Source organism: Azospirillum sp. TSH58, assembly GCF_003119115.1.
GTDB lineage: Bacteria > Pseudomonadota > Alphaproteobacteria > Azospirillales > Azospirillaceae > Azospirillum.
In genome coordinates this window covers 223654-245679 of sequence record NZ_CP022364.1, presented here as the reverse complement: position 1 = coordinate 245679, position 22026 = coordinate 223654, and the positions used below count along the sequence as shown (strand labels likewise).

20 protein-coding genes are annotated in these 22026 nt (G+C 67.2%); 9 read left to right on the top strand and 11 right to left on the bottom strand.

The genetic code is table 11. The features are described from left to right. Positions 1-10: 10 nt before the first annotated feature. From TSH58p_RS04690 to TSH58p_RS04680, 3 genes are all read right to left on the bottom strand, one after another. Positions 11-1276, bottom strand: coding sequence for a ferric reductase-like transmembrane domain-containing protein (locus TSH58p_RS04690; protein ID WP_247874155.1), 1266 nt, complete (start codon positions 1274-1276; stop codon positions 11-13). A 219-nt stretch (positions 1277-1495) separates the two neighbouring features. Next, positions 1496-2521, bottom strand: coding sequence for a hypothetical protein (locus TSH58p_RS04685; RefSeq protein ID WP_109071227.1), 1026 nt, complete (start codon positions 2519-2521; stop codon positions 1496-1498). Between the two features lie 35 nt (positions 2522-2556). Beyond that, entirely contained in the window at positions 2557-3837 is a 1281-nt protein-coding gene (locus TSH58p_RS04680; protein WP_109071226.1) for an FAD-binding oxidoreductase, read from the bottom strand. A gap of 165 nt (positions 3838-4002) precedes the next feature. On the opposite strand from TSH58p_RS04680, the gene TSH58p_RS04675 reads away from it, so the two are divergent. The 8 genes from TSH58p_RS04675 to TSH58p_RS04640 all read left to right on the top strand — a co-directional run bounded on the left by TSH58p_RS04675 (position 4003) and on the right by TSH58p_RS04640 (position 12452). Beyond that, positions 4003-5346 (top strand): glutamine synthetase family protein, encoded by a 1344-nt coding sequence (locus TSH58p_RS04675; protein WP_035673873.1) that lies wholly within the window; start codon positions 4003-4005, stop codon positions 5344-5346. 219 nt (positions 5347-5565) lie between these two features. Continuing rightward, a complete protein-coding gene (locus TSH58p_RS04670; protein ID WP_109071225.1) occupies positions 5566-6666 on the top strand; it encodes an extracellular solute-binding protein in 1101 nt (366 codons plus the stop codon). 98 nt (positions 6667-6764) lie between these two features. Next, positions 6765-7940 carry an ABC transporter ATP-binding protein gene (locus tag TSH58p_RS04665; RefSeq protein ID WP_109071224.1) on the top strand — a complete coding sequence of 392 codons (1176 nt, stop codon included), beginning with the start codon at positions 6765-6767 and terminating at the stop codon, positions 7938-7940. Beyond that, positions 7937-8860, top strand: coding sequence for an ABC transporter permease subunit (locus TSH58p_RS04660; protein ID WP_014240467.1), 924 nt, complete (start codon positions 7937-7939; stop codon positions 8858-8860). The genes TSH58p_RS04665 and TSH58p_RS04660 overlap by 4 nt, the downstream gene beginning before the upstream one ends. After that, positions 8857-9690: an ABC transporter permease subunit gene (locus TSH58p_RS04655; RefSeq protein WP_109071223.1), complete on the top strand. Its 834-nt coding sequence runs from the start codon at positions 8857-8859 to the stop codon at positions 9688-9690. The genes TSH58p_RS04660 and TSH58p_RS04655 overlap by 4 nt, the downstream gene beginning before the upstream one ends. A 392-nt stretch (positions 9691-10082) precedes the next feature. Then, entirely contained in the window at positions 10083-11099 is a 1017-nt protein-coding gene (locus tag TSH58p_RS04650) for an agmatine/peptidylarginine deiminase (protein ID WP_109071222.1), read from the top strand. A gap of 184 nt (positions 11100-11283) precedes the next feature. Next, positions 11284-11514, top strand: coding sequence for a hypothetical protein (locus TSH58p_RS04645; RefSeq protein WP_247874154.1), 231 nt, complete (start codon positions 11284-11286; stop codon positions 11512-11514). 143 nt (positions 11515-11657) lie between these two features. Beyond that, positions 11658-12452: a PP2C family serine/threonine-protein phosphatase gene (locus TSH58p_RS04640; protein WP_109071220.1), complete on the top strand. Its 795-nt coding sequence runs from the start codon at positions 11658-11660 to the stop codon at positions 12450-12452. 13 nt (positions 12453-12465) lie between these two features. Here the strand turns inward: TSH58p_RS04640 and TSH58p_RS04635 are convergent, their stop codons facing one another. Continuing rightward, positions 12466-13326, bottom strand: a complete 861-nt coding sequence (locus TSH58p_RS04635; RefSeq protein ID WP_109469149.1) for a DUF4384 domain-containing protein — start codon at positions 13324-13326, stop codon at positions 12466-12468. A 233-nt stretch (positions 13327-13559) separates the two neighbouring features. Between TSH58p_RS04635 and TSH58p_RS04630 the strand changes: the two genes are divergently transcribed. Next, complete coding sequence (locus TSH58p_RS04630) at positions 13560-14738, top strand: lysozyme inhibitor LprI family protein (RefSeq protein ID WP_109071218.1); 1179 nt, start codon at positions 13560-13562, stop codon at positions 14736-14738. 37 nt (positions 14739-14775) lie between these two features. Here TSH58p_RS04630 and TSH58p_RS04625 read toward each other — a convergent pair whose 3' ends face one another. The 7 genes from TSH58p_RS04625 to TSH58p_RS04595 all read right to left on the bottom strand — a co-directional run bounded on the left by TSH58p_RS04625 (position 14776) and on the right by TSH58p_RS04595 (position 21990). Beyond that, positions 14776-15576, bottom strand: coding sequence for an MBL fold metallo-hydrolase (locus TSH58p_RS04625; protein WP_109071217.1), 801 nt, complete (start codon positions 15574-15576; stop codon positions 14776-14778). Next, positions 15573-16370 carry a TatD family hydrolase gene (locus tag TSH58p_RS04620; RefSeq protein WP_109071216.1) on the bottom strand — a complete coding sequence of 266 codons (798 nt, stop codon included), beginning with the start codon at positions 16368-16370 and terminating at the stop codon, positions 15573-15575. The genes TSH58p_RS04625 and TSH58p_RS04620 overlap by 4 nt, the downstream gene beginning before the upstream one ends. 6 nt (positions 16371-16376) lie before the next feature. Continuing rightward, on the bottom strand, positions 16377-17927 hold the full coding sequence (gene metG, locus TSH58p_RS04615) for a methionine--tRNA ligase (RefSeq protein WP_109071215.1): 1551 nt from the start codon (positions 17925-17927) through the stop codon (positions 16377-16379). 72 nt (positions 17928-17999) lie between these two features. Continuing rightward, positions 18000-19118, bottom strand: coding sequence for a DNA polymerase III subunit delta' (locus TSH58p_RS04610; RefSeq protein WP_109071214.1), 1119 nt, complete (start codon positions 19116-19118; stop codon positions 18000-18002). A gap of 1 nt (position 19119) precedes the next feature. Then, positions 19120-19752, bottom strand: a complete 633-nt coding sequence (gene tmk / locus TSH58p_RS04605) for a dTMP kinase (RefSeq protein WP_109071213.1) — start codon at positions 19750-19752, stop codon at positions 19120-19122. A 70-nt stretch (positions 19753-19822) separates the two neighbouring features. Beyond that, complete coding sequence (locus tag TSH58p_RS04600; protein ID WP_109071212.1) at positions 19823-20989, bottom strand: D-alanyl-D-alanine carboxypeptidase family protein; 1167 nt, start codon at positions 20987-20989, stop codon at positions 19823-19825. A gap of 89 nt (positions 20990-21078) precedes the next feature. Continuing rightward, a complete protein-coding gene (locus tag TSH58p_RS04595; protein WP_247874153.1) occupies positions 21079-21990 on the bottom strand; it encodes a septal ring lytic transglycosylase RlpA family protein in 912 nt (303 codons plus the stop codon). Positions 21991-22026 lie beyond the last annotated feature (36 nt).

The following is a 22026-nucleotide window of genomic DNA, read 5'->3' as shown; positions in this document are numbered from 1 at the left end:
CACCGCAGGGTCAGCGCATCGCGAAGAGTTCCTGGTGGAAGCGCTGTTCCACCGGCAGGCCATGGATGGCGAAGTCATGCCGCAGCGCCTGCCCGAAGCCCGTCGGGCCGCAGAACCAGACGCTGGCGTCACGCCAGTCCGGCACCAGGGCACGGATGCGCTCGCCATTCAGGCGGCCGTCGCGGCTGTCGACCAGGACATGGAGGCGGACCCCCGCCGCCGCCGCGTCGGCGGTGAGCTTCGCGATCGCGTCCTCGTCGTACTCGCTGGTGGTGTGGAAGAAATCGATGGTTTGCCGCGGCCGTTCAGCGCTGGCCGCCAGGAATTTCATGCGGGCGATGAAGGGCGTGACGCCGATGCCGCCGCCCACCCAGATCTGGTGCGGGCAGGAATCGTCGAAGGTGAAGCAGCCGTAAGGCCCTTCCACCGTCACCGCCTGGCCGACCGTCAGCCGTTCCCGCAGCCGCCGGGTGTGGTCGCCAAGCTCCTTGACCACGAAGGTGATGCGGCGCTCGGCGTCGTTCCAGGCCGAGGCGATGGTGTAGGGGTGGGCGCCCTCCGCGCGGTCCGAGGTGGCGAAGGCGAACTGGCCCGCCTTGTGGCCCGGCCAGCCGCGCGGAACGTCGACCGCGACCTCCAGCGTGCGCACGCCGGGAAAGTAATGGAGAGCGTTGATCGTGCCGGGAACCCGCCGGTCGGCGGCGACCCGGCCGAGAAGCACGACGACGGCGGCCCAGGCGCTGGCGACGAGCAACAGAGCCATCGCCCAGCCGATGGGCAAGCTCCAGTAGGCGAAGTCGGTCAGCACGACGGCGTGGAAAACCAGCACGAGATAGGCGATCGCCAGCAGGCGGTGCGTCTTGAAGAACAGCCGGTAGGGAAGGCGTTTGAACAGCGCCAGCGCGATCAGCAGCACGGCCGCGTAGAAGGCCCATTCGCCGAGCCATTCGGCGGTGCCGCGCAGACTGCGGAGCGACTGTTCGAGGGAACTGTCGGGAATGGCCCGCGGTCCCCGTTGCGGCCGGGCCAGCCATCCCCAGCCCACCGCCCATTTCGGCCCCTGGGCCCACAGCCAATGGACGATCGCCGCGACGAGGCCGGCGATGCCCAGCCATTTGTGCAGGCGGTACATCTTGTCGAGACCGCCGAACCACGCCTCCGGCCAGCGCGGCCGCAGCGCCAGGATCATCGCCACGGCCATGCAGCCCATGGCGATGATGCCGCTGTATTGGACCAGTTGGGCGCGAAGAGCGAAGAAGCCGTCCGCCAGAAACACCCCGGGTTCGGCGGCAATCCATAAAATCGTGAGAAGGGCTAAAATACCCCACAAAGACAGCTTGATCGTTTTCATGGCGACATCCTCCGTGTCGGCCACCGTCAAGGTGCGGATGGAGGGATGTTTCGTTATTGCCCTTCCGGTGACAAGCCGATTCCGATCATCGCAGCCATTCGATTGCATGACTACGACAAGGCCGGGGGATGGCGGGGAATTCGGTTACTTGCGAATCCAGACCTTGGTTTCCATGAAGCGGTTGGCGAGGAAGCGGTAGGTCTGCTTCTGCAACTGCTCGATGGCGGTGGACTTCTCCACCGGGGTGGTGTCCCAGGCCTGGAGGATGTCCTCCCACTCCAGAAGACGGGCGCGCAGGTCGTCGCGGATCTTGCGGATGAAGGACACGGTGGTGTCGAAGGCCTTCAGCGCGCCGAAGATCTCGCCGGTCTGGGCGTCCGCCTGCTCGAAGATGGCGTCGTAGTCCTTCAGCGGCTTGTTCAACAGCCCCTGCATGCGCGCGACCTCGTTGCACAGGGTGCGGTCGGTCCGGTAGATCTGGGTCAGCCGGCCCAGCTTGCCGCTGATCGCGCGGATGGCGTTGAAGCGGTCGCGCAGCGCCTCGATGTAGGACAGCTCCTGCGTCAGGTCCTCGATGCGGTCGGTCAGGTACTGCTCGTAATTGTCCTTCAGGCCCAGCTTCGCCGCGATGTCCTTGAAGGCGGCCTTGACGCGCTGCTTGGTCTGCGGGTCCTCGACGATCTGTTCCAGCTCGTCGGCCTTCACCACGATCATCTCGGTTCCGGAGATCGAGGAGACGAGCTGGACGGTCAGGCGCCCCCGCGCGATGTTCCGGTGCTTCTCCTCCACCGACCAGGAGGCCCGGCCGTCCAGCAACTCCCCTGGAATCTGCTCGCCGGGACGGATCTGCTTCACGAAGGCCAGCCCCTTGGCGACGACGTCCAGCAGCTTGGCGTCGCGGCTGTCCTCCTTGATGTCGAAGGATTCCATCAGCGTGTTGAAGGGCAGGGCGGCCTTCAGATCGCCCAGCAGGATGTGGAGCACCGGTTGCTTGGAGGAGGGGTCGATGCAGAAGAAGGCCCCGGACAGGCTGAAGACCTTGTGCTCGAAATCGAAATGCGTGTCCCGCATCGGGGCCGCGGGCGCGGCGTCGGGTGGCGTCGCCGCGGCGGGTGTCGCCTCGGCTTCGGCTTCCGTGCTTCCGGTTTCGGGATCGGTGACGTCGGACATGGGCGGGGACCGGAAGCGGGAATGGGACGGGCAGGTTACAGCAGATCGCGCAGTCGGAACCAGAGCATCGCGAGGACAAGGGCGGGTGTGCGGAATCGCCGCCCGCCGGGGAAGGGCAGGTGGGGCACGCGGGCGAACACGTCGAACCGCTCCGCCGTGCCGCGGATCGCCTCGGCCATGACCCGGCCGGCCATGCCGGCCAGCGCCACGCCGTGGCCGGAATAGCCGTGGGCGAAATAGGTCGTCGGCGTCAGCCGGCCGACATCGGGCATGCGGTTCATCGTGATGGCGACGTGGCCGCCCCAGAAATGATCGACCGCGGCGCCGCGGAGCTGCGGGAAGACCGCCAGCATCTTGGACCGCATGGCGATCTTCAGCCCCGGCGCGTCCAGCCCGGAATAGCTGACGCCGCCGCCGAACAGCAGCCGGTGGTCGGCGGAGCGGCGGAAGTAGTTGAGCACGAAGTTCATGTCGCTGACCGCCGCATTGGTCGGCAGCAGGGCGGACGCCGTCGCCTCTCCCAGCGGCTCGGTGGCGATCATGTAGGTGGCGACCGGCATCACCTTGGCCGACAGGCGCGGCGCCAGCGCCCCCAGATAGGCGTTCCCGGCCAGCACGAGGAAACGCGCTGTCACCCGCCCCTTCGCCGTCGTGGCGCCGGGGCGGTCCCCGGTGTCGATGGCGGTGACGCGGCTGTCCTCGAAGATGCGCACGCCGGCCCGGACGGCGGCGGCGGCCAGCCCCAGCGCGTAGTTCAAGGGGTGCAGATGGCCGCTTCCGTCGTCGGCCAGCCCGCCGACATAGGCGTCGCTGCGCACCACCGCCCGCATGGCCTCGCGGTCGAGCGCACGGACCTTCCCGTAGCCGTAGCGGTCGCGCATCTCGCGTTCCATCGCCGCCACATCGCCCATGTGGCGCGGCTTCACCGCCGCGTGGGCGAAGCCCCAGGTGAGGTCGCAGGGAATGGCGTGCTTCGCCACCCGCTCGGCCAGAAGCGCCTTGGACTCCTCGCCGAGGTCCCACAGCCGCCGGGCATCCTCCGCTCCGACCCAGCGCTCGATGGTGCTCATCGACTTGTTGTAGCCGGTGATGATCTGCCCGCCGTTGCGGCCCGACGCCCCCCAGCCGACGCGGTTGGCCTCCAGCAGAACCACGTCGTAGCCCTGCTCGGCCAGTTCCAGCGCGGTCATCAGCCCGGTGTAGCCGCCGCCGACCACGCAGACGTCGCAGGACAGCGTGTCCTCCAGCGCCGGGTGCCGCGGGTGCGGAGTCGCGGTGTCGGCGTACCACGAGCGGATGTGGGATGATGTCGGCATGACTGCCGAGTTAGGGGAGTGACCCCCGCCCCGTCAATGATTCCAGCGGTCAAATGGGCAGGATCTTTGTTCCCCTCTGGCGCGAGGAGGGGGTGCGGGATCATAGTAAGCGGGTCATTCACAGCAGGGAGGGGCTGCCCACCGTCCGGTGCGGTCCATACGTTCATGGGTTTCATGGAAGACTTCATCAAGAAGAACCGCATCACCGAAGTGGAATGCCTCGTGCCCGACATGTCGGGCATCGCGCGCGGCAAGATCGTGCCCGCCGAGAAGTTCCTGCGCATCCTGCGCGACCGCGGTCTGCGGCTGCCCGAGGCGATCTTCGTCCAGACCGTCACCGGGGAGTACCCGGAGGACGACGCGGTCACCTCGGACGAGAATTCCGACATCTACATGATCCCGGACGAGCGGACGATCCGCTTCGTCCCCTGGTACGAGGAGCCGACCGCCCAGGTCATCACCGACTGTGTCTACGCCGACGGCAGCCCGGTGAACTTCTCCCCCCGCCATGTCCTGAAGCGGGTGCTGTCGCTCTACGAGGAGCGCGGCTGGAAGCCGATGGTGGCACCGGAGCTGGAGTTCTTCCTCGTCCAGGTCAACAAGGACCCCGACTACCCGCTGGTGCCGCCGGTCGGGCGCAACGGGCGCGTGGAGAGCGGGCGGCAGGCTTTCGGCATCGACGCGGTGAACGAGTTCGATCCGATCTTCGAGATGGTCTACGACTTCTGCGAGGCGCAGGACATCGACATCGACACCCTGACCCACGAGGCGGGGGCCGCGCAGATCGAGATCAACTTCAACCACGGCGACGCGCTGGAACTGGCCGACCAGGCCTTCCTGTTCAAGCGCACCGCGCGCGAGGCGGCGTTGCGCCATCAGGTCTACGCGACCTTCATGGCCAAGCCGATGCAGAACGAGCCGGGCAGCGCCATGCACATCCACCAGTCGGTGGTCGATGCGGATTCCGGGCGCAACCTGTTCTCCGACGCCAACGGGGCGGACACGCCGCTGTTCATGTCCCACATCGCCGGGCTTCAGAAGTATCTGCCCTACGCGATGCCGCTGCTGGCGCCGAACGTGAACTCCTACCGGCGGCTGGTGCCGAACTCCGACGCGCCGATCAACGTGCATTGGGGCCGCGACAACCGCACTACCGGCCTGCGCGTTCCCGTCTCGCCCGCCGATTCGCGCCGGGTGGAGAACCGGGTGGCCGGGGCGGACGCGAATCCCTACCTCGCCATCGCCGCGTCCCTGGCCTGCGGCTATCTCGGCATGGCCCAGGGGCTGGAGCCGACCGACCCGGTGAAGGGGTCCGCCTACCGCCTCGCCTTCACCCTGCCGCGCCACCAGGGGGACGCCTTGCAGAAGTTCAACGCCTGCAAGCCGCTGAAGGAGGTGCTGGGCGAGAAGTTCCTGGACGCGGTGACCTGCGTGAAGGAGGCCGAGTACGAGGCCTATCACCGGGTGATCAGCTCCTGGGAGCGCGAGAATCTCCTGCTGAACGTTTGAGCATTTTTCCGCCCCCTTCCGCCGCTGCCGCGGAAGGGGGCATTTCCGTTCCGCAAAACCCGCAAAACCCCCCGCAAACCGTTGACAACCAACCCCCCCGTGGGTGCAATAGCGCTCGCGCCGGGGACGCCGTGCAACGCACGCCGCCTCCCACGTCGAATGGAAAAAAGTCGACCAGTTGCGAACTGACGAACGATCCAGAATTCGGGGGCTTTCTGCATGAAACGTTTCGCTCTCAGCGTCATCGGCGCCGTCGCGGCGATCGCCATCGCCGGCCCGGCGCTGGCCCAGGCCAAGAAGCCGGTCAACATCTACATCTGGAACGACTATCTGGGCGAATCGACGCTGGCGGACTTCACGAAGGCCACCGGCTACGACACCAAGGTGGACCTCTACGACAGCCTGGAGCTGCTGGAGCAGAAGGTGCTGGTCGGCAAGTCGGGCTACGACGTGATCGTCCCCACCGCCGAGCCGACCCTGTCGCGGATGATCCAGGCGAAGGTCGTGGCGCCGCTCGACAAGGCGAAGATCCCGAACCTGAAGAACGTCGATCCGAAGGTCCTCAAGCTCCTCGAAAATTCCGACCCCGGCAACAAGTTCGCCGTGCCCTATCTCGGCGGCACGGTCGGCATCGCCATCATCCCGGAGAAGATCAAGGCCGTCGCCCCCGACGTCCCGCTCGACAGCTGGGACCTGATCTTCAAGCCGGAGGTGGCGAAGAAGGTCGCGGCCTGCGGCATCACCGTGATGGATTCGGCCATCGACGTGATCCCGTCGGTGCTGAACTACCTCGGCCTCGATCCGAACTCCGAGAAGAAGGAGGATCTGGACAAGGTCGAGAAGACGCTTCTGGCGGTCCGCCCCTACATCAAGCAGTTCGTCACCGGCCAGAACATCAACATCCTGGCGGGCGGCGACGCCTGCGTCGTCATGGCCTACAACGGCGACGCCATCCAGGGTGCCGCCCGCGCCGAGGAAGCCAAGAACGGCGTGAAGGTCGAATACATCACGCCGAAGGAAGGCGTGCAGGTGTGGTGGGACACGCTGGCCGTTCCGGCGGATGCGCCGAACAAGGACGGCGCGCACGCCTACATCAACTTCATCCTGGACCCGGCGAACATCGCGGCGGTGTCCAACACGGTGAGCTACGCCAACGCCGTCCCGGCCTCGCTGGCCTCGGTTGACGAGGGCGTGAAGTCCAACCCCGCCGTCTTCCTGCCGGAGAACAGCACCGTCAAGCTGTTCGCCCTGAAGTCGATCAAGCAGGCCACCGACCGCGCCCGCACCCGCGTCTGGACCAAGGTCAAGACCGGCAAGTAAGCGCGCCGCGAACCGGCCTGCACGACACGCGCCCTGGTCGCTTCCCGTCGGGAACGGCCGGGGCGTTCCCATGAGAAGAGGACGCCGAGAGGAGCCGCATGGCCGTCCAGCCGATCCGCAAGCCCACGCGCCTGGAACCCTGGCAGGACCCGGGACAGAAGCCCTATGTGCGAATCGAGAAGGTGACCAAGACCTTCGGCGATTTCGTCGCTGTGGACGAGGTCAGCCTGTCGATCTATCGGGGCGAGTTCTTCGCCCTGCTGGGCGGCTCGGGGTCGGGGAAGACGACCCTGCTGCGCATGCTGGCCGGGTTCGAGACGCCGACCGAGGGCAAGATCTTCATCGACGGCGTCGACATGGCCGGCATCCCGCCCTATGAGCGGCCGGTCAACATGATGTTCCAGTCCTACGCCCTGTTCCCGCACATGTCGGTGGAGCAGAACGTCGCCTTCGGCCTGAAGCAGGACGGCGTTCCGAAGGCCGAGATCAAGGAGCGGGTGGGGGCGATGCTCGACCTCGTCCAGCTCGGCCAGTTCGGCAAGCGCAAGCCGCACCAGCTCTCCGGCGGCCAGCGGCAGCGCGTGGCGCTGGCCCGCTCGCTGGTCAAGCGTCCCAAGCTGCTTCTGCTGGACGAACCGCTGGGCGCGCTGGACAAGCGGCTGCGCGAGCGGACGCAGTTCGAGCTGGTCAACATCCAGGAGAAGCTGGGCGTCACCTTCATCGTGGTCACCCACGACCAGGAGGAGGCGATGACCATGTCCTCGCGGATCGCCGTCATGAACCACGGCGTCATCGCCCAGACCGGCACGCCGACCGAGATCTACGAATACCCGCAGTCCCGCTTCGTCGCGGAGTTCATCGGCTCGGTGAACATGTTCGAGGGCAGGGTGGTGGAGGATCAGGCCGACCATGTGCTGATCCGTTCGGAGGACGCCGGCTGCGACCTCTACATCAACCACGCGGTGGCGGTGCCCGCCGGCGCCACGGTGGGAGTCGCCGTCCGTCCGGAGAAGATCGCGCTGAGCAAGGAGCCGCCGGCCAACGCCGCGACCAACGCCGCGACCAACGCCGCTGGGCGCAACGTCACCAGCGGGATCGTGCGCGAGATCGCCTATCTCGGCGACGTGTCGATCTATCTGGTCGAGCTGAAGACGGGCAAGACGGTGCGGGTCACGGCGCCCAACGTGGTGCGGCGCACCGAGATGCCCATCACCTGGGACGACGAGGTGTATCTGAGCTGGCGTCCCTTCGCCGGGGTGGTGCTGACGCAATGATCGACCTTCTGCGCCGGATCGGCCTGTGGGGGCGGGGGGTGGTGGTCGCCATCCCCTACCTGTGGCTTCTTCTGTTCTTCCTGGTGCCCTTCCTGATCGTCTTCGGCATCAGCCTGTCGGAAGCGATGCTGGCGCAGCCGCCCTACGCGCCGCTGATCGACTGGCTGGTCGACGAGGACGCGGGCACGACCAAGCTCCAGATCCTGCTGAACCTGTCCAACTATCTGCGGCTGGGCGGCGACGATCTCTACATCCTGGCCTATCTGAATTCGGTGAAGATCGCGCTGGTCACCACCGTCTGCTGCCTGCTGCTGGGCTATCCCATGGCCTATGCCATCGCCAGGGCGGAGCCGTCCAGGCGCGGGCCGCTGATGATGCTGGTCATCCTGCCCTTCTGGACCAGCTTCCTGATCCGAATCTACGCCTGGATCGGCATCCTGAAGGCCAACGGGGTTGTGGACAACCTGCTGCAATGGACCGGCCTGACGACGGAGCCGTTCGAGCTGCTCTACTCGGACTGGGCCGTCTACATCGGCATGACCTACTGCTATCTGCCCTTCATGGTGCTGCCGCTCTACGCGACGCTGGAAAAGCTCGACCCGACTCTGCTGGAGGCTGCGGCGGATCTCGGCTGCCGGCCCTGGAAGGCGTTCCTGACGGTGACGCTGCCGCTGTCGCTGCCGGGCATCATCGCGGGGTCGCTGCTGGTCTTCATCCCCTCGGTCGGCGAGTTCGTGACTCCGGAACTGCTCGGCGGTCCCGACACGCTGATGATCGGCCGCGTGCTGTGGAACGAGTTCTTCGCCAACCGCGACTGGCCGGTCGCCTCGGCGGTGGCCATCGCGCTTCTGCTGTTCCTGGTGGTGCCGATCATGGTCTTCCAGCATGTCCAGGGGCGCCAGACGGAGGCCGGGCGATGAAGCAGATGGGAAAACTGGCCTGGGCGCTGTGGTTCGGCTACGCCTTCCTCTACGTGCCGATCGCGCTGCTGATCTTCTACTCCTTCAACGAATCGCGGCTGGTCACGGTCTGGGGCGGCTTCTCCACCAAATGGTACGCGGAGCTTCTGCAGAACGACCAGCTTCTCGGGGCGGCCTGGCTGTCGCTCAAGGTGGCGGCGATGTCGGCCACCGCGTCGGTGATCCTCGGCACCGTGGCCGGCCTGGCGCTGGCCCGTTTCGGGCGGTTCCGCGGACGGACGCTGTTCGGCGGCATGATCACCGCGCCCCTGGTCATGCCGGAGGTCATCACCGGCCTGTCGCTCCTGCTGCTGTTCGTGGCGCTGGAGCAGGCCATCGGCTGGCCGGACGGGCGCGGCATGACGACGATCACCATCGCCCACACCACCTTCACCATGGCCTATGTGGCGGTCATCATCCAGTCGCGCCTCGTCAGCCTGGACGAGAGCCTGGAGGAGGCGGCGATGGACCTCGGCGCCCGCCCGGCCAAGGTGTTCTTCGTCATCACGTTGCCGATCATCGCCCCGGCCATCGTGTCGGGCTGGCTGCTCGCCTTCACCCTGTCGCTCGACGACGTGGTGGTCGCCAGCTTCGTGTCGGGGCCGGGCTCCACCACACTGCCGATGGTCATCTTCTCCAGCGTGAAATTCGGCATCAGCCCGCAGATCAACGCCTTGGCGACGCTGATGATGGTGGTGGTCGCCACCGGCATCTTCATCGCCAGCCTGGTCATGGCGCGGCAGGACCGGCAGAAGAAACGGGACGAGCAGATGGCGGTGCAGGGGGGCTGATTTACCCCTTCCGTGTCGCCTCATAGGGGCTATGCCATCAGGCCGCAGACGGCGGGGGTGGTCGTCCGCTGTTGCATTTGCTATTCTGTGGGCATCTGCAACAGCGAATGAGGCCGTATCGTGCGCGCGCTCTTATGGTTCCCGATGCTTCGTCTTGGTTTTTCGATGCCTTTTTCGGCGCCCAAGCGCCGCTATTCGGATCGTCCGCCCTCCCGCCGCTGAGCGGTCGAGCGCGTTGCCCTTCCGGGCATTCCAGAGGCCTCTTTGGTGGCCGTTGCCAAATCCTCCGCTCCGTGGTTAGGGTGACCGTGGGTCACGGGTAACATCGTGACGACCCGCTCCGGCCATGCAAAAGAGCCGGGCCATTCAGGGATTTGGCAGGAGATTCAAAGATGACGACACCGGCGGCGGAAGGCTTCACCATGCCGGGCGAATGGGAACGGCACACCCGCTGCTGGATGGCGTGGCCGTGCCGGCCCGAGACGTGGCCCGAAGGGGCTTTCGACGCCGCCGCCGCCGCCTACACCGACGTCGCCCGCGCCATCAGCCGGTTCGAGCCGGTGACCATGGTCTGCGATCCCGCCGATGTCGCCGACGCCTCGCTGGCCTGCGGGCCGGGCGTCGAGATCCTGCCCTTGCCCATCAGCGACTCCTGGATTCGCGACACCGGACCCAGCTTCGTCACCGATGGGAAAGGGCAGCTGGCCGGCGTCCACTGGCGATTCAACGCCTGGGGCGGCAATTACCCGGACAGCGACAAGGACCAGCAGGTCGGGCGCCTGATGCTGGAGCATCTCGGCCTGCGCCGCTTCGAAGCGCCCCTGATCATGGAGGGCGGCTCCTTCCATGTGGACGGGGAGGGGACGCTGCTGACGACCGAGCAGTGCCTGCTCAACCCGAACCGCAACCCGAATCTCGGCAAGGCGGAGATCGAGGAGCTTCTCAAGGAGCATCTCGGCATCTCCACGGTGATCTGGCTGGGCGAGGGCTATCAGGACGACGAGACGGACGGTCACATCGACGAGATCGCCCTGTTCGTGAAGCCCGGCGTTGTCATGGCCATCACCACCGACGATCCCGGCGACGCCAATTTCAAGGCGTTCCAGGACAATCTGGACCGGCTGAAGCGCGCCCGCGACGCCCAGGGGCGGGAACTGGAGGTCATCCCGGTCCGCCAGCCGGCGCGGCGCGACGAGAGCGGCGTTCGACTGACCCTGTCCTACACGAATCTCTACATCGCCAACGGCGGCATCGTCATGCCGGCCTTCGAGGATTCGGCGGACGACGAGGCCTTCCGCATCGTGCGCCGGGCCTTCCCGGACCGTGAGATTGTGCAGGTTCCGGCGCTGGACATCGTGCGCGGCGGTGGCGGCATCCACTGCATCACCCAGCAGCAGCCGGCGGTCTGATCCGACACCGCGCGGGTGGCGAAAAGGCGAAGGCTCCTCCGGCCTTCGCTTTTGAATCGGTCGCTGCGGCGATTCGGACCTTGAACCGGTGGATGCGCGGGCGCATCTTCTCAACATGCAATTAAACCCGCTCAATATGCCACCGATGGCAAAGCCTCAGCCGCCGATCACACCGGCGATGCAGATGGCCATGTCTCCGGCGGTTCAGGCGGCGCAGCAGACCACCCCCACCGTCCGCACCCAGACGGTGCAGGCGACCCAGGCGGTCGGGAAAATGGACCAGACGCGGGAAACCCGCAACGCCACCCAGTCGGGGCAGGCCATCGACCCGCAGACGGCGGCGGTCCAGGCCCGGACCAATGGCGCCGGCTATGGTGCCAAGCAGCGCGGCACGCTCCTGGACGTCAGCGTCTGAGGCGTTTTCACGCGTCCTTTCCCGCTGTTCAATTCGCAAGCTCTCCGCCATTATCTTATGCAAAGCCGAGGCGGTTTTTCGCGTTGCCGAAGGCTGTTTCCAGGAAGCTGGTTCGGCTGTAACGCGCTGGAGCCGTTCGCGTGATGCATTCCGCCCTGATCGAGATGATCGCCGCTGGACAAACGGATGTTGGCCGCGTCCGGTCGCGCAACGAGGATTCGTTCCACCTCGACCCGGCGCGGGGCTTGGCGGTGATCTGCGACGGCATGGGCGGACACGCCGGCGGCGACATCGCCAGTCGCACCGCGGTGGAGGTGGTGGCCGCCGTCATCGCTTCTCAGGACCAGGCCGACGGCGGTCGGACACCATCCCCGGCGGAGGAGGAGAGGGCGGCGGCGGACGCCGCATCGACGGTGCGTTCCGCGGTGGTGGCCGCCAACCGCCGGATCAACGCCCTGAACCGGCAGCGGGGCTACGCCGAAGGGCGCGGCATGGGAACCACGTTGGTGGGACTCTGGCGGGTTCCGGGAACCGGGCGCGTCGTCGTGTTCCACGCCGGGGACAGCCGGCTGTATCGCCTGCGCGGCGGCGAGTTGCGCCTGCTGACGCGCGATCACAGCCTCTACCAGCTCTGGCTCGACAACGGGCGCCGCGGGCAGGCTCCCCATCGCAACATCATCGTTCGCGCGCTCGGCACCGGGGAGCAGGTGGAGCCCGACATCGCCGTCCACGATCTGCAGCCGGACGACCAGTACCTTCTGTGTTCGGACGGGCTGACCGGCATCGTGCCGGAGGGCGTGATCCAGCGCATTCTCACCCAACAGCCGCCGCCCGATGGCGAAGACGCCTGTGCCCGGCTGATCGACCTTGCCAACGGCGCGGGCGGGCCGGACAACATCACCCTCATCCTCGCTCGGTTCGTCCTTCTCCCGGCCTGAGCGAACGGCGCATTCAGGGCGCTCTGGTTTTGAGGAAGCGCGCGGTGGCGACGGTGGCGGGTGCAGCGGAGTCCAAAGCCTGTTTCAGCGCGGGCAGGTAGGACGCCGCCGCCTCGGCTTCGGGGCGCGGCGCGGCGAACAGCGGTGTGGGGCTGGCGATCACGACAATCAGTTCATGGCCGTAAGGCGGCCCAACGGTCCAGAAGCGCCCGCCGGCACCGCGCTCACCCAACCGGCGAACCGAGCCGGACTCCACGCGGCCGCTGATTTCCAATGGATTGGGCAACAGATGGATCACGTCGCCATCCGACGTGAAATAGTCCACCTGCAGATAGGCCGGAAAATCGGGGGCCGCGACGTCGAACATCAGATTCTGGCCGCCTTCGAACAGAAATCCGGTCGTTCCCTTGAGGTGGATCGACAAGGGAGCGGCCAATCCGGCGTTGGCCGACCGCAGCGGGCCGATCAGGGTCAGGGGATCGCACAGGGCAGGGGACGTGCGCTCGATCTCGACGGCGGCCCGCTGGCCGGTCAGAAGGTCCTGGGCGAGCAGTGCGAGACTGTCCGGATCGGTGTCGCCCGCGGTCAGGCCGGAGATCGCGACCCGCTGGTCCTCGCCGATGGCGACATCGAGTTCGGCGCAATGAAACTCCGCCAGGGCCGTTCGCAAGGCCGTCAGATCGGGCACGGCAGGAACAGGCGGTCCGTCCGGTGTGGGCAGTGTCTGTGCTGGAACGGTCTCGCTTTCCGCGGCGGCGTCGGACGCCGCGTCGGCGTGGCCGGTCCAGGCGGTCGTAGCGCCTCCAATGGCAGCGGCGAGCAGCGCTGCGGAACATCGCAATCGCCATGTCATCGGCGCGTAGGCGTCCTTCACCGGAACCTGACCGTTGGCTATAAACTGCGATTTATGTAGCGTGCATTTTGGGCAACGCCAAGGGTGGAGGGACGGACGCTTGGCGGCAATGATCGATCATATAATCTGTATTATGGAAAATAAGACCAGAAGGAAGCGAGTAGGGCACCAATCCGTCCCTTCCGGCGTTCAAGCCGATGGACTATCGTCGCGGTTCGTTCCCGCATCCATTCCCTCCATGAAGGCTGCGCTTTATGCCTCGTTCCTCGTGGCTTTTCGGCCCCGTGCTGTCGCTGTGTCTGATTCCTTTCGCCGCCTCGGCCCAGACGCCACTGGATTGTACCAAGCCGGCCGGTCGCGCGGACCGGACCATTTGCGCGAGCGCCGATCTGAAGGTCGCCGCCGAGGATTTGGCGGCGCTCCTGCGCGACACCTTGGGAAACACGCCGGCCGACGGCCGGGACACCATCGAGCGCGCGCAGAAGGCGTTCCTGACCGCACGTGACGGCGCCTGCGCCGACAAGTCGGCCATCCCGGCCTGCCGCGCCCTCTATGAGGCCCGCGCCGCCGAACTCGCCGCCCAGAATTCGACGGCCCAGAAGAAACTGGCCGCGATCGTCGCCGGCATCCCGAAGGACGCCAAGGCCGCCGCTGCGGCGCTTCAGCGTCACAGCGGCGCGCCGGCGAAGGCATGGCTGGTCTATCTCTACCAAAGCGGCACGGTGGCGGTGCCCGACAAGGACGCCACCGTGCGCGGGCTTGTCGATGAAATCCTGAACCAGGATCTTCCGAAGGATCCCTATCTCCATGAGGAGATGGCGAATCTCGGCGACGTTCCGAGCGCCCCGCTCGGCACGCTGTTGCTGTTCCTGCGCCACGTCCTGTCGACCACGGAGATGGACGCGCCCTGCTTCCTGTTCACCAAGCACGGGCAGCCGGCCTTCGAAGCCTTCGGGGCCTTCTGGGGCAACGCGCGCGACGAGACGCCCGGACTGTGCAATCCGCCGTCCTCGGTGTTCGATCTGTCGGAATGGAAATCCGTCTCCGCCCACATGGATCCGGCCATCGAACCGGCCCTGGTGGAGCGCGGCAGCATCCGTCACGGCTACGAGCGCCAGTTCGAGGTGGACGATCTTCAGGCGTCGCTGGTGCCCAGCACCCTTCTGGAATCGCCGATGTCCGCCGAAGCCAGGAAGATGGCCGAGCAGCGCGGAAAGGCCGTGGCCGCCTTCCGGTCCTGGAGCGATTTCGAGGTCTGGCCGGAGAAGGAGTACCGCGCCGCGGTGCACGCCCTGCCCACGGCCATCTCCGCCACATCAAAGCTTTACAGGGAAAAGTTCAGGCTGAATCCCCAGACGGCCGATCAGGCGGCCAGGGCGGCCGCGGACCGTTTCATCGCCGGTCGGCTGGGCCTCATCATGCCGGACGACTGACGGTCCCCCCTGCCCCATCCGTCATCAAACCGCCCGGTCAAAGCTCGATGACGAGCCCGTCATAGGCGGGCTCGACACCGGCGGGAAGCAGCCGGCGGAGCGTGTCGTAGTCCATGGTCTGGTCCATGTGCGTCAGATAGGCCCGCTTGGGGCGCACCCGCGCAATCCACTCCAGAGTGAGGGCGAGATGGGCGTGGACCGGGTGCGGCGGCTCGATCCGCGCGCAGTCGACCACCCAGACCTCGACGCCTTCCAACGCCGCGAAGGCGTCTTCATCCAATCTCACAACATCGGTTGAATAAGCAAATTTATCAAACCGATAGCCGAGGGTCTTCAAGTAGCCGTGATCCTGGTCGAACGGCACGATCCGGTGACCGCGCACCTCGAACGGACCTTCCACCGCGCGCGGCGTCAGCACCGGGCGGTAGAAGGGATCGCCGGGACGCAAGGGTTCGAAACAGTAGCCGAAACGCCGCTCCAATTCGGCCAGATCATCGGCGCGGCCGTAGGCGTCGATGGGCGCGTGCATCGCCCGGCAGAGTTCCCGCAATTCGTCGATGCCATGGGCATGGTCGGCGTGCTGGTGTGTCCACAGCACGGCGTCGAGCCGCCGCACATCGGCGTTGAGCAGCTGTTGGCGGAGGTCCGGCGAGGTATCGACCAGGACGCCGACGCCACCGCCCTGCCCGCTCCCGTCACGCTCCCACTCCACCAGGACGGACGGGCGCATCCGGTGGTTCCTCGGGTTCGCCGGGTCACAGGAGCCCCAGCCGAGGCCGATCACGGGGACGCCCCGCGATCCGCCGCAGCCGAGGATCGTGACCCGTTGTGCGGTCATGCGGCGGCCTGTTGGGCCGTTCCGGCGCGCGGGAACAGACGGAAGAAGTTCTCGGTGGAGATCCGGGCCATCTCCGCCGCGTCCACACCTTTGACCTCGGCGACGCAGGCCGCGGTGTGGGCGACGTAGGCCGGCTCGTTGCGCTTGCCGCGGAACGGCACCGGTGCCAGATAGGGCGCGTCCGTCTCCACCAGGATCCGGTCCAGCGGGACGTCCCTCACGATGGCGCGGAGGTCCTCCGACTTCTTGAAGGTGACGATCCCGGACAGGGAGATGCAGAAGCCGAAATCCAGAGCGTCTTCAGCGAGTTGCCGCCCGGAGCTGAAGCAGTGCAGCAAGCCGTTGACCGGCTGTCCGGCGGCCTCCTCGCGGACGATCCGCATGGTGTCGTCGTCGGCGTCGCGGGTGTGCACGATCAGCGGCAGGCCGGTCTCAAGGCTGGCCCGGATGTGCCGGCGGAAGCACTCCTGCTGAACGTCCCGCGGGCTCTTGTCGTAGAAGTAGTCGAGCCCGGTCTCGCCCAGCCCGATCACCTTCGGGTGCTTCGCCAGTTCGACGAGGCGCTCGACCGTCACCCCGGCGATCTCCTCCGCCGCCTGATGCGGGTGGACGCCGAGCGAGCACAGGACGTCGTCGTACCGCTCGGCGACCGCGAGGATGCGGTCGAAGCGCGACAGGTAGGTGCAGATGGTCACCATCCGCCCCACCCCCGCCTGCCGGGCGCGGTCGACGACCGCGTCCAGCTCTTCGGCGAAGTCGGGAAAGTCGAGATGGCAGTGGCTATCGACCAGCATCGTTTCTCAGCTCTTCGCTTCGTCCACGTAGCGCGGGAACACGCCCTGCGGCGCCGGCAGCGGCGTGCCGGGGACCAGCGCCCCGCCCGCTCCCAGCCGGTCGAACCCGCGGGCTTCCGGCCCCTGCGCCAGCTGGTCCAGGATCTTGGCCGAGGCTTCCGGCATGATCGGCTGGGTCAGGATGGCGAGGTGGCGGATGGTCTCGGCCAGCACGTACAGCACCGTGGCCATGCGCGCCGGATCGGTCTTCTTCAGAGCCCAGGGGGCCTGCTCGTCCACATAGCGGTTGCCGTCGCCGATCACCGCCCAGATGGCGTCCAGCGCCTTGTGGAAGGACTGCGACTGGATCTCCGCACGGACGATCGGCAGCAGGTTGCGGGCGGCGCCGAGCAGCGCGTCGTCGGCTTCCGTGAAGGCGCCAGGCTGCGGCACGGCGGCCCCGCAGTTCTTGCCGATCATCGACAGGGAGCGCTGCACGAGGTTCCCGTAATCGTTGGCGAGGTTGCCGTTGATCCGCTGGACCATCTGCTTGTGCGAGAAGTCGCCGTCGTTGCCGAAGGGCACCTCGCGCAGCAGGAAGTAGCGGGTCTGGTCAAGGCCGTAGGTGTTGACCAGAGTTTCCGGCGCGATGACGTTGCCCAGCGACTTCGACATCTTCTGGCCTTCGATGGTCCACCATCCGTGCGCGAAGACGCGCTTCGGCGGGGCCAGCTTGGCGGCCATCAGGAAGGCCGGCCAGTAGACGGCGTGGAAGCGCAGGATGTCCTTGCCGACCATGTGCAGGTTGGCCGGCCAGTATTTGGCGTACTCGCCGCTCTCGTCCGGGAAGCCGACCGCGGTGATGTAGTTGGCCAGGGCGTCCAGCCACACATACATGATGTGGTCGGGGTTGCCCGGCACCGGGATGCCCCACTTGAAGGTGGTGCGGCTGACCGACAGGTCCTTCAGCCCCGACTTCACGAAGGCGACGACCTCGTTGCGCTTGCCGGCGGGGGCGATGAAGTCCGGATTCTGCTCGTAGAACTCCAGCAGGCGGTCCTGCCAGGCCGACAGGCGGAAGAAATAGGACGGCTCCTCCACCCACTCGCACTCGGCGCCGGTCGGGGCGATCTTCTTGCCGGCCGGCGACGTGGTCAGCTCGTCCTCGCCGTAGAAGGCCTCGTCGCGCACCGAGTACCAGCCGGCGTAGCTGCCGAGATAGATCTCGCCGGCCGATTCCAGACGGCGCCACAGCTCCTGCACCGACGCGATGTGCCGCGGTTCGGTGGTGCGGATGAAGTCGTCGTTGGAGAAATTCATCAGCGCGACGAGGTCGCGGAAGTTCTTCGACACGCGGTCGGTAAACTCCTGCGGCGCGATGCCGGCGTTCATGGCGGACTTCTCCACCTTCTGGCCGTGCTCGTCGGTGCCGGTGAGGAACTTAACGTCATAGCCGTCCAGCCGCATGAAGCGGGCCAGCACGTCGCAGGCGAGCGTGGTGTACGCATGCCCGATGTGGGGCACGTCGTTCACATAGTAGATCGGAGTCGTCAGGTAAAAGGTCTTCGACCCGGTCATGTCAGAGGCTCTCCCGAGAATGCGCCGGCCCGGCGCGTCGCCGGTCCGGGTGGGCGTGGTGTGTCGTCCGTGTTAAGTAGCAGCCGCTTCCAGCGTCGCCAAGGCGTTCAAGACCACCTGTTTGCGGTCGAGATTGGCGGATTCCGCACGGGCGAAGTGGCGTTGGACCTTTTCCCACACCTCCACCCAACGTTCAAGGCCGCGGGCGTTGGCCAGACGGGTCATCAGGGCGGCCTCCCCGGCCACCACCTCCGCCGGCCAGGCGCCGCGGGCCAGCGACCGGACGAAACGGGCCAGCCACCAGACGAGCAGGTCGGTGGCCGTCTCATAGAGACCGTCATCCTGCTTGCGGGTCAGCTTGTCGCCGAAGGCGTGGGCGGCGGCGATGTCCAGCCGCGGCAGGGTGCCAAGCAGACCAACCAGTTCCCGGTAGAGGTCCAGCCCGCCGGCCTCGGCCAGCCCGATGGCCCGCCCAATGCTGCCCTCCGCCAGCCGGGCGAGCGCCGCCCGGTCCTCACTGCCGAGGTCCGGTCGATGCTGGATCAAAAGGTTGAGGACCGTTTCCTCAGGAAGCGGTTGAAGCGTGAGCTTGCGGCAGCGGGACCGGATGGTGGGCAGCATGCCGCCGGGATTGTCGCTGACCAGAAGCAGCAGGGCACCCGGCGGCGGCTCCTCCAAAATCTTAAGAATGGCGTTCAAGCCACTGAGATTCATTCGATCCGCGCCGTCGATCACAGCGACGCGCCAGCCGCCCTCGGCGGCGGTCTTGCGCAGGAACGGGCCGATCTTGCGAACGTCGTCCACGGCAATGTCGCGCTTCAGCCGGTCGCGCTTCTCGTCGCGTTGGCGTTCGACGGTCAGCAGGTCGGCGTGACCGCCCGACGCGACGCGGCGGAAGACCGGGGCGTCCGGGGGCAGCGCCAGCGTGGCCGGTGGCGGCGGCGCGCCGAACAGGCCGGCGTCCGGCGGCTCGTGCCCCTGGGACAGGACGAAGCGGGCGAAGCGGAAGGCCAAGGTCGCCTTGCCGATTCCCGGTGGACCGCCGATCAGCCAGGCGTGCGGAAGCCGCCCGGAGTTCCAGGCGTCGAGCAGCAGGCGCTCAGCGTCCTCGTGACCGGTCAGTTCGGGGTTGCGGCGCGGGGCGAGGGCGTCCTCCTCCGCGACAGGCTCGGGCGCGCGGGCGCGGCTCACCTCAGGACGCTCCCAGGCGGCGGGTCACATGGTCGAGAATAGCCGCCTGGACCGCTTCGACGGGGTGGCCAGCGTCGACGACCGCGCAACGCTCCGGCTCGCGTGCGGCGATGTCGAGGAAGCCCTCGCGCAGGCGGTGGTGGAAGGCGACGTCCATGCGCTCGTAGCGGTCCTCCCCGCCGCGGCGGGCGGCGGCGCGGGCCAGTCCGTCCTCCACCGGCAAGTCGAGGATCAGCGTCAGGTCGGGCCGGAAGTCGCCCAGGGCCGCAGTTTGGAGCGTGGCGACCAGCTCGCGCCCCAGCCCCAGCCCATAGCCCTGATAGGCCATCGTGCTGTCGAAGAAGCGGTCGCAGATCACCCAGTGACCGGCCTCCAAAGCCGGCCAGACGGTGCGCTCCAGATGGTCGCGGCGGGCGGCGGTGTGCAGCAGCGCCTCGGTCACCGGACCCCAGCGCCCGGTCTCCCCGGAGACCAGGAGACCGCGGATCTCCTCCGCCCCCGGCGAGCCGCCGGGCTCGCGGGTCAGAACGACCCGCTTCCCCCAACCGATCAGCGCGTCGGCGAGCAGGCGGATCTGGGTGGTCTTGCCCGCCCCTTCGCCGCCCTCCAGCGTGATGAACCGCCCGCGCGTCATGGTCTGCTCCCGATGGTGATGAGGCCCGCCGCGTTCCGGATTCCGGCGGTGACGGGCCGGCTTACACCAATCAGCTCGCCCCGAAAATGAGGAACTTCGCCGCCGCCAGGGCGCGGCCCACGAAGCCCAGCTTCTCCACGTCCTGGGCGGCGACCACCGGGAACTCCTTGCCCGGGAAGCCCGGCGCGGAGACCACCACCTTGCCGACCACGTCGCCCTTCTTCACCGGCGCGGCGACCGGGGCGTTGCTGACCAGCGACACCTTCATGCCGCTGCGGTCGGCGCGCGCCATGGTGACCTTCATGTCCTCCGGCACGGTGACCGGCACGCTGTCCTGCGCGCCCAGCCAGAGCGGCACCTGATCGACCGTCTCGCCCGCCTTGAACAGGGCGTAGGTGGCGAATTCGCGGAAGCCCCACTCGATCAGCCGGGCCGATTCGTCGGCGCGGGCCTGCATGCTCGGCAGGCCGTTGACCACCAGGACGAGACGGCGCCCTTCCCGCTCCGCCGAGGCGGTCAGGCCGTAGCCGCCGGCCTCGGTGTGGCCGGTCTTCATGCCGTCCACGTCCATGCCGCGGTAGAGCAGCGGGTTGCGGTTGCCCTGGTTGATGCCGTGGTACTTGAACTCCCGGATCGAGTAGTAGTGGTAGTATTCCGGGAAGTCCTTGATCAGATGCTCGGCCAGGATCGAGAGGTCGCGGGCGGTCATGTAGTGGTTCGGGTCGGGCCAGCCCGTCGCGTTGGTCAGATTGGTGTCCTTCAGCCCCAAGTCGCGGGCGCGCTTGTTCATGCGCTCGGCAAAAGCCGATTCGGAGCCGGCGAGACCTTCGGCGAAGACGATGCAGGCGTCGTTGCCCGACTGCACGATCACGCCCTTGATGAGGTCGTCGACCTTGATGTTGTTGTGCAGCTCCACGAACATCTTGGAGCCCTGCATCCGCCACGCGCGTTCCGACACCGGCAGCGTGCTGTCCAGCGTCAGCCGGCCCTCCTTGATGGAATCGAAGACCATGTACATCGTCATGATCTTGCTCATCGAGGACGGCGCCATGCGCTGATCCGGGTTCTTCTCGAACAGCACGGTGTTCGAGGTGATATCGACCAGGATCGCCTGCTTGGCGATGGTTTCGATGCTGGCGGCGTGAGCCACCGGCCCCACCCCCGCCGCGAACAGCGCGACCGCAAGGCCCATGGCGAAACGGGTGCGGGCAACGCGGGTGCGGACGACAGCGACCATGACAACTCCCTTCGAAACGCGGACTGGACAAGACGTGAAACGGAACGAGGCCCGGTGCCGGGCCAAGCTTGGACTGGGCTCGCGGGAGATCAATCAACCACGATTTTGGCGTCGGTAAGGCCGGCTTGGAGGATCTGGTTCAAAACGGCGTCGGCGGACTCCACGCTGGCCAGCGGCCCCACCCTCACCCGCTGCAGCCGCTGCCGTCCGGCAACTGTCTGGGTGACCTGGGCCGGTTGGCCGAGCGAGGCCAGACGGGCGCGCACGCGGGTGACGTTGTCCTGGCTGCCGAAGGCGCCGACCTGGACGTAGATCTGTTCGTAGGGCTTCACCGGCAGCTCGGCGACCACCGGGGCCGGAACGAAGCGGCCGTCCACCATGTCGCCGGCCACCGTCGTGGGCGGCGGCACCGGGGCGCGGGTGACCGCGGCGGGTGTCGGGCGGACGGCGCCGCTGACCTCCACCGAGCCGCGCGGGGCGGCCTTCGGCGGCGGGCCGTCCAGTTCCGCCAGCATCGGAGCCGGCGTGCCCTGGCGGGCCGCGGCGGCGACCGCGCGGCTTTCCTCGGCCAGAATCTGGACACGCACCTTGGCCGTGCCCGTGCCTTCGAACCCAAGCAATTGCGCGCCGCGCCGCGACATGTCGATGATTCGCCCGTTGGCGTAGGGGCCGCGGTCGTTGATGCGAACAACCAGCGACCGGCCGTTGTCGAGATTGGTGACGCGCACGAGGCTTGGCATGGGCAAGGTCTTGTGCGCGGCCGTCAGCTCATTTTGGTCGTAAACCTCGCCGTTGGCGGTGACCTTTTGGTGGAATCCCGGCCCATACCAGGAGGCGATCCCGGTTTCGCTGTAGGAGTAATCCTCGGCGGGATAATACCAGACGCCGTTGACCTGATAAGGCTTGCCCACCTTGTAGACGCCGCTGCGCGGCAGTCCGGACAAGGATGGCGCGGGCGGCGCGGACGCACAGGCGGCGAGCGTCAGTGCCCCTGCGAGCACGACCGCCCCCCTCAGCATATGCGCGCGTCGCATGGT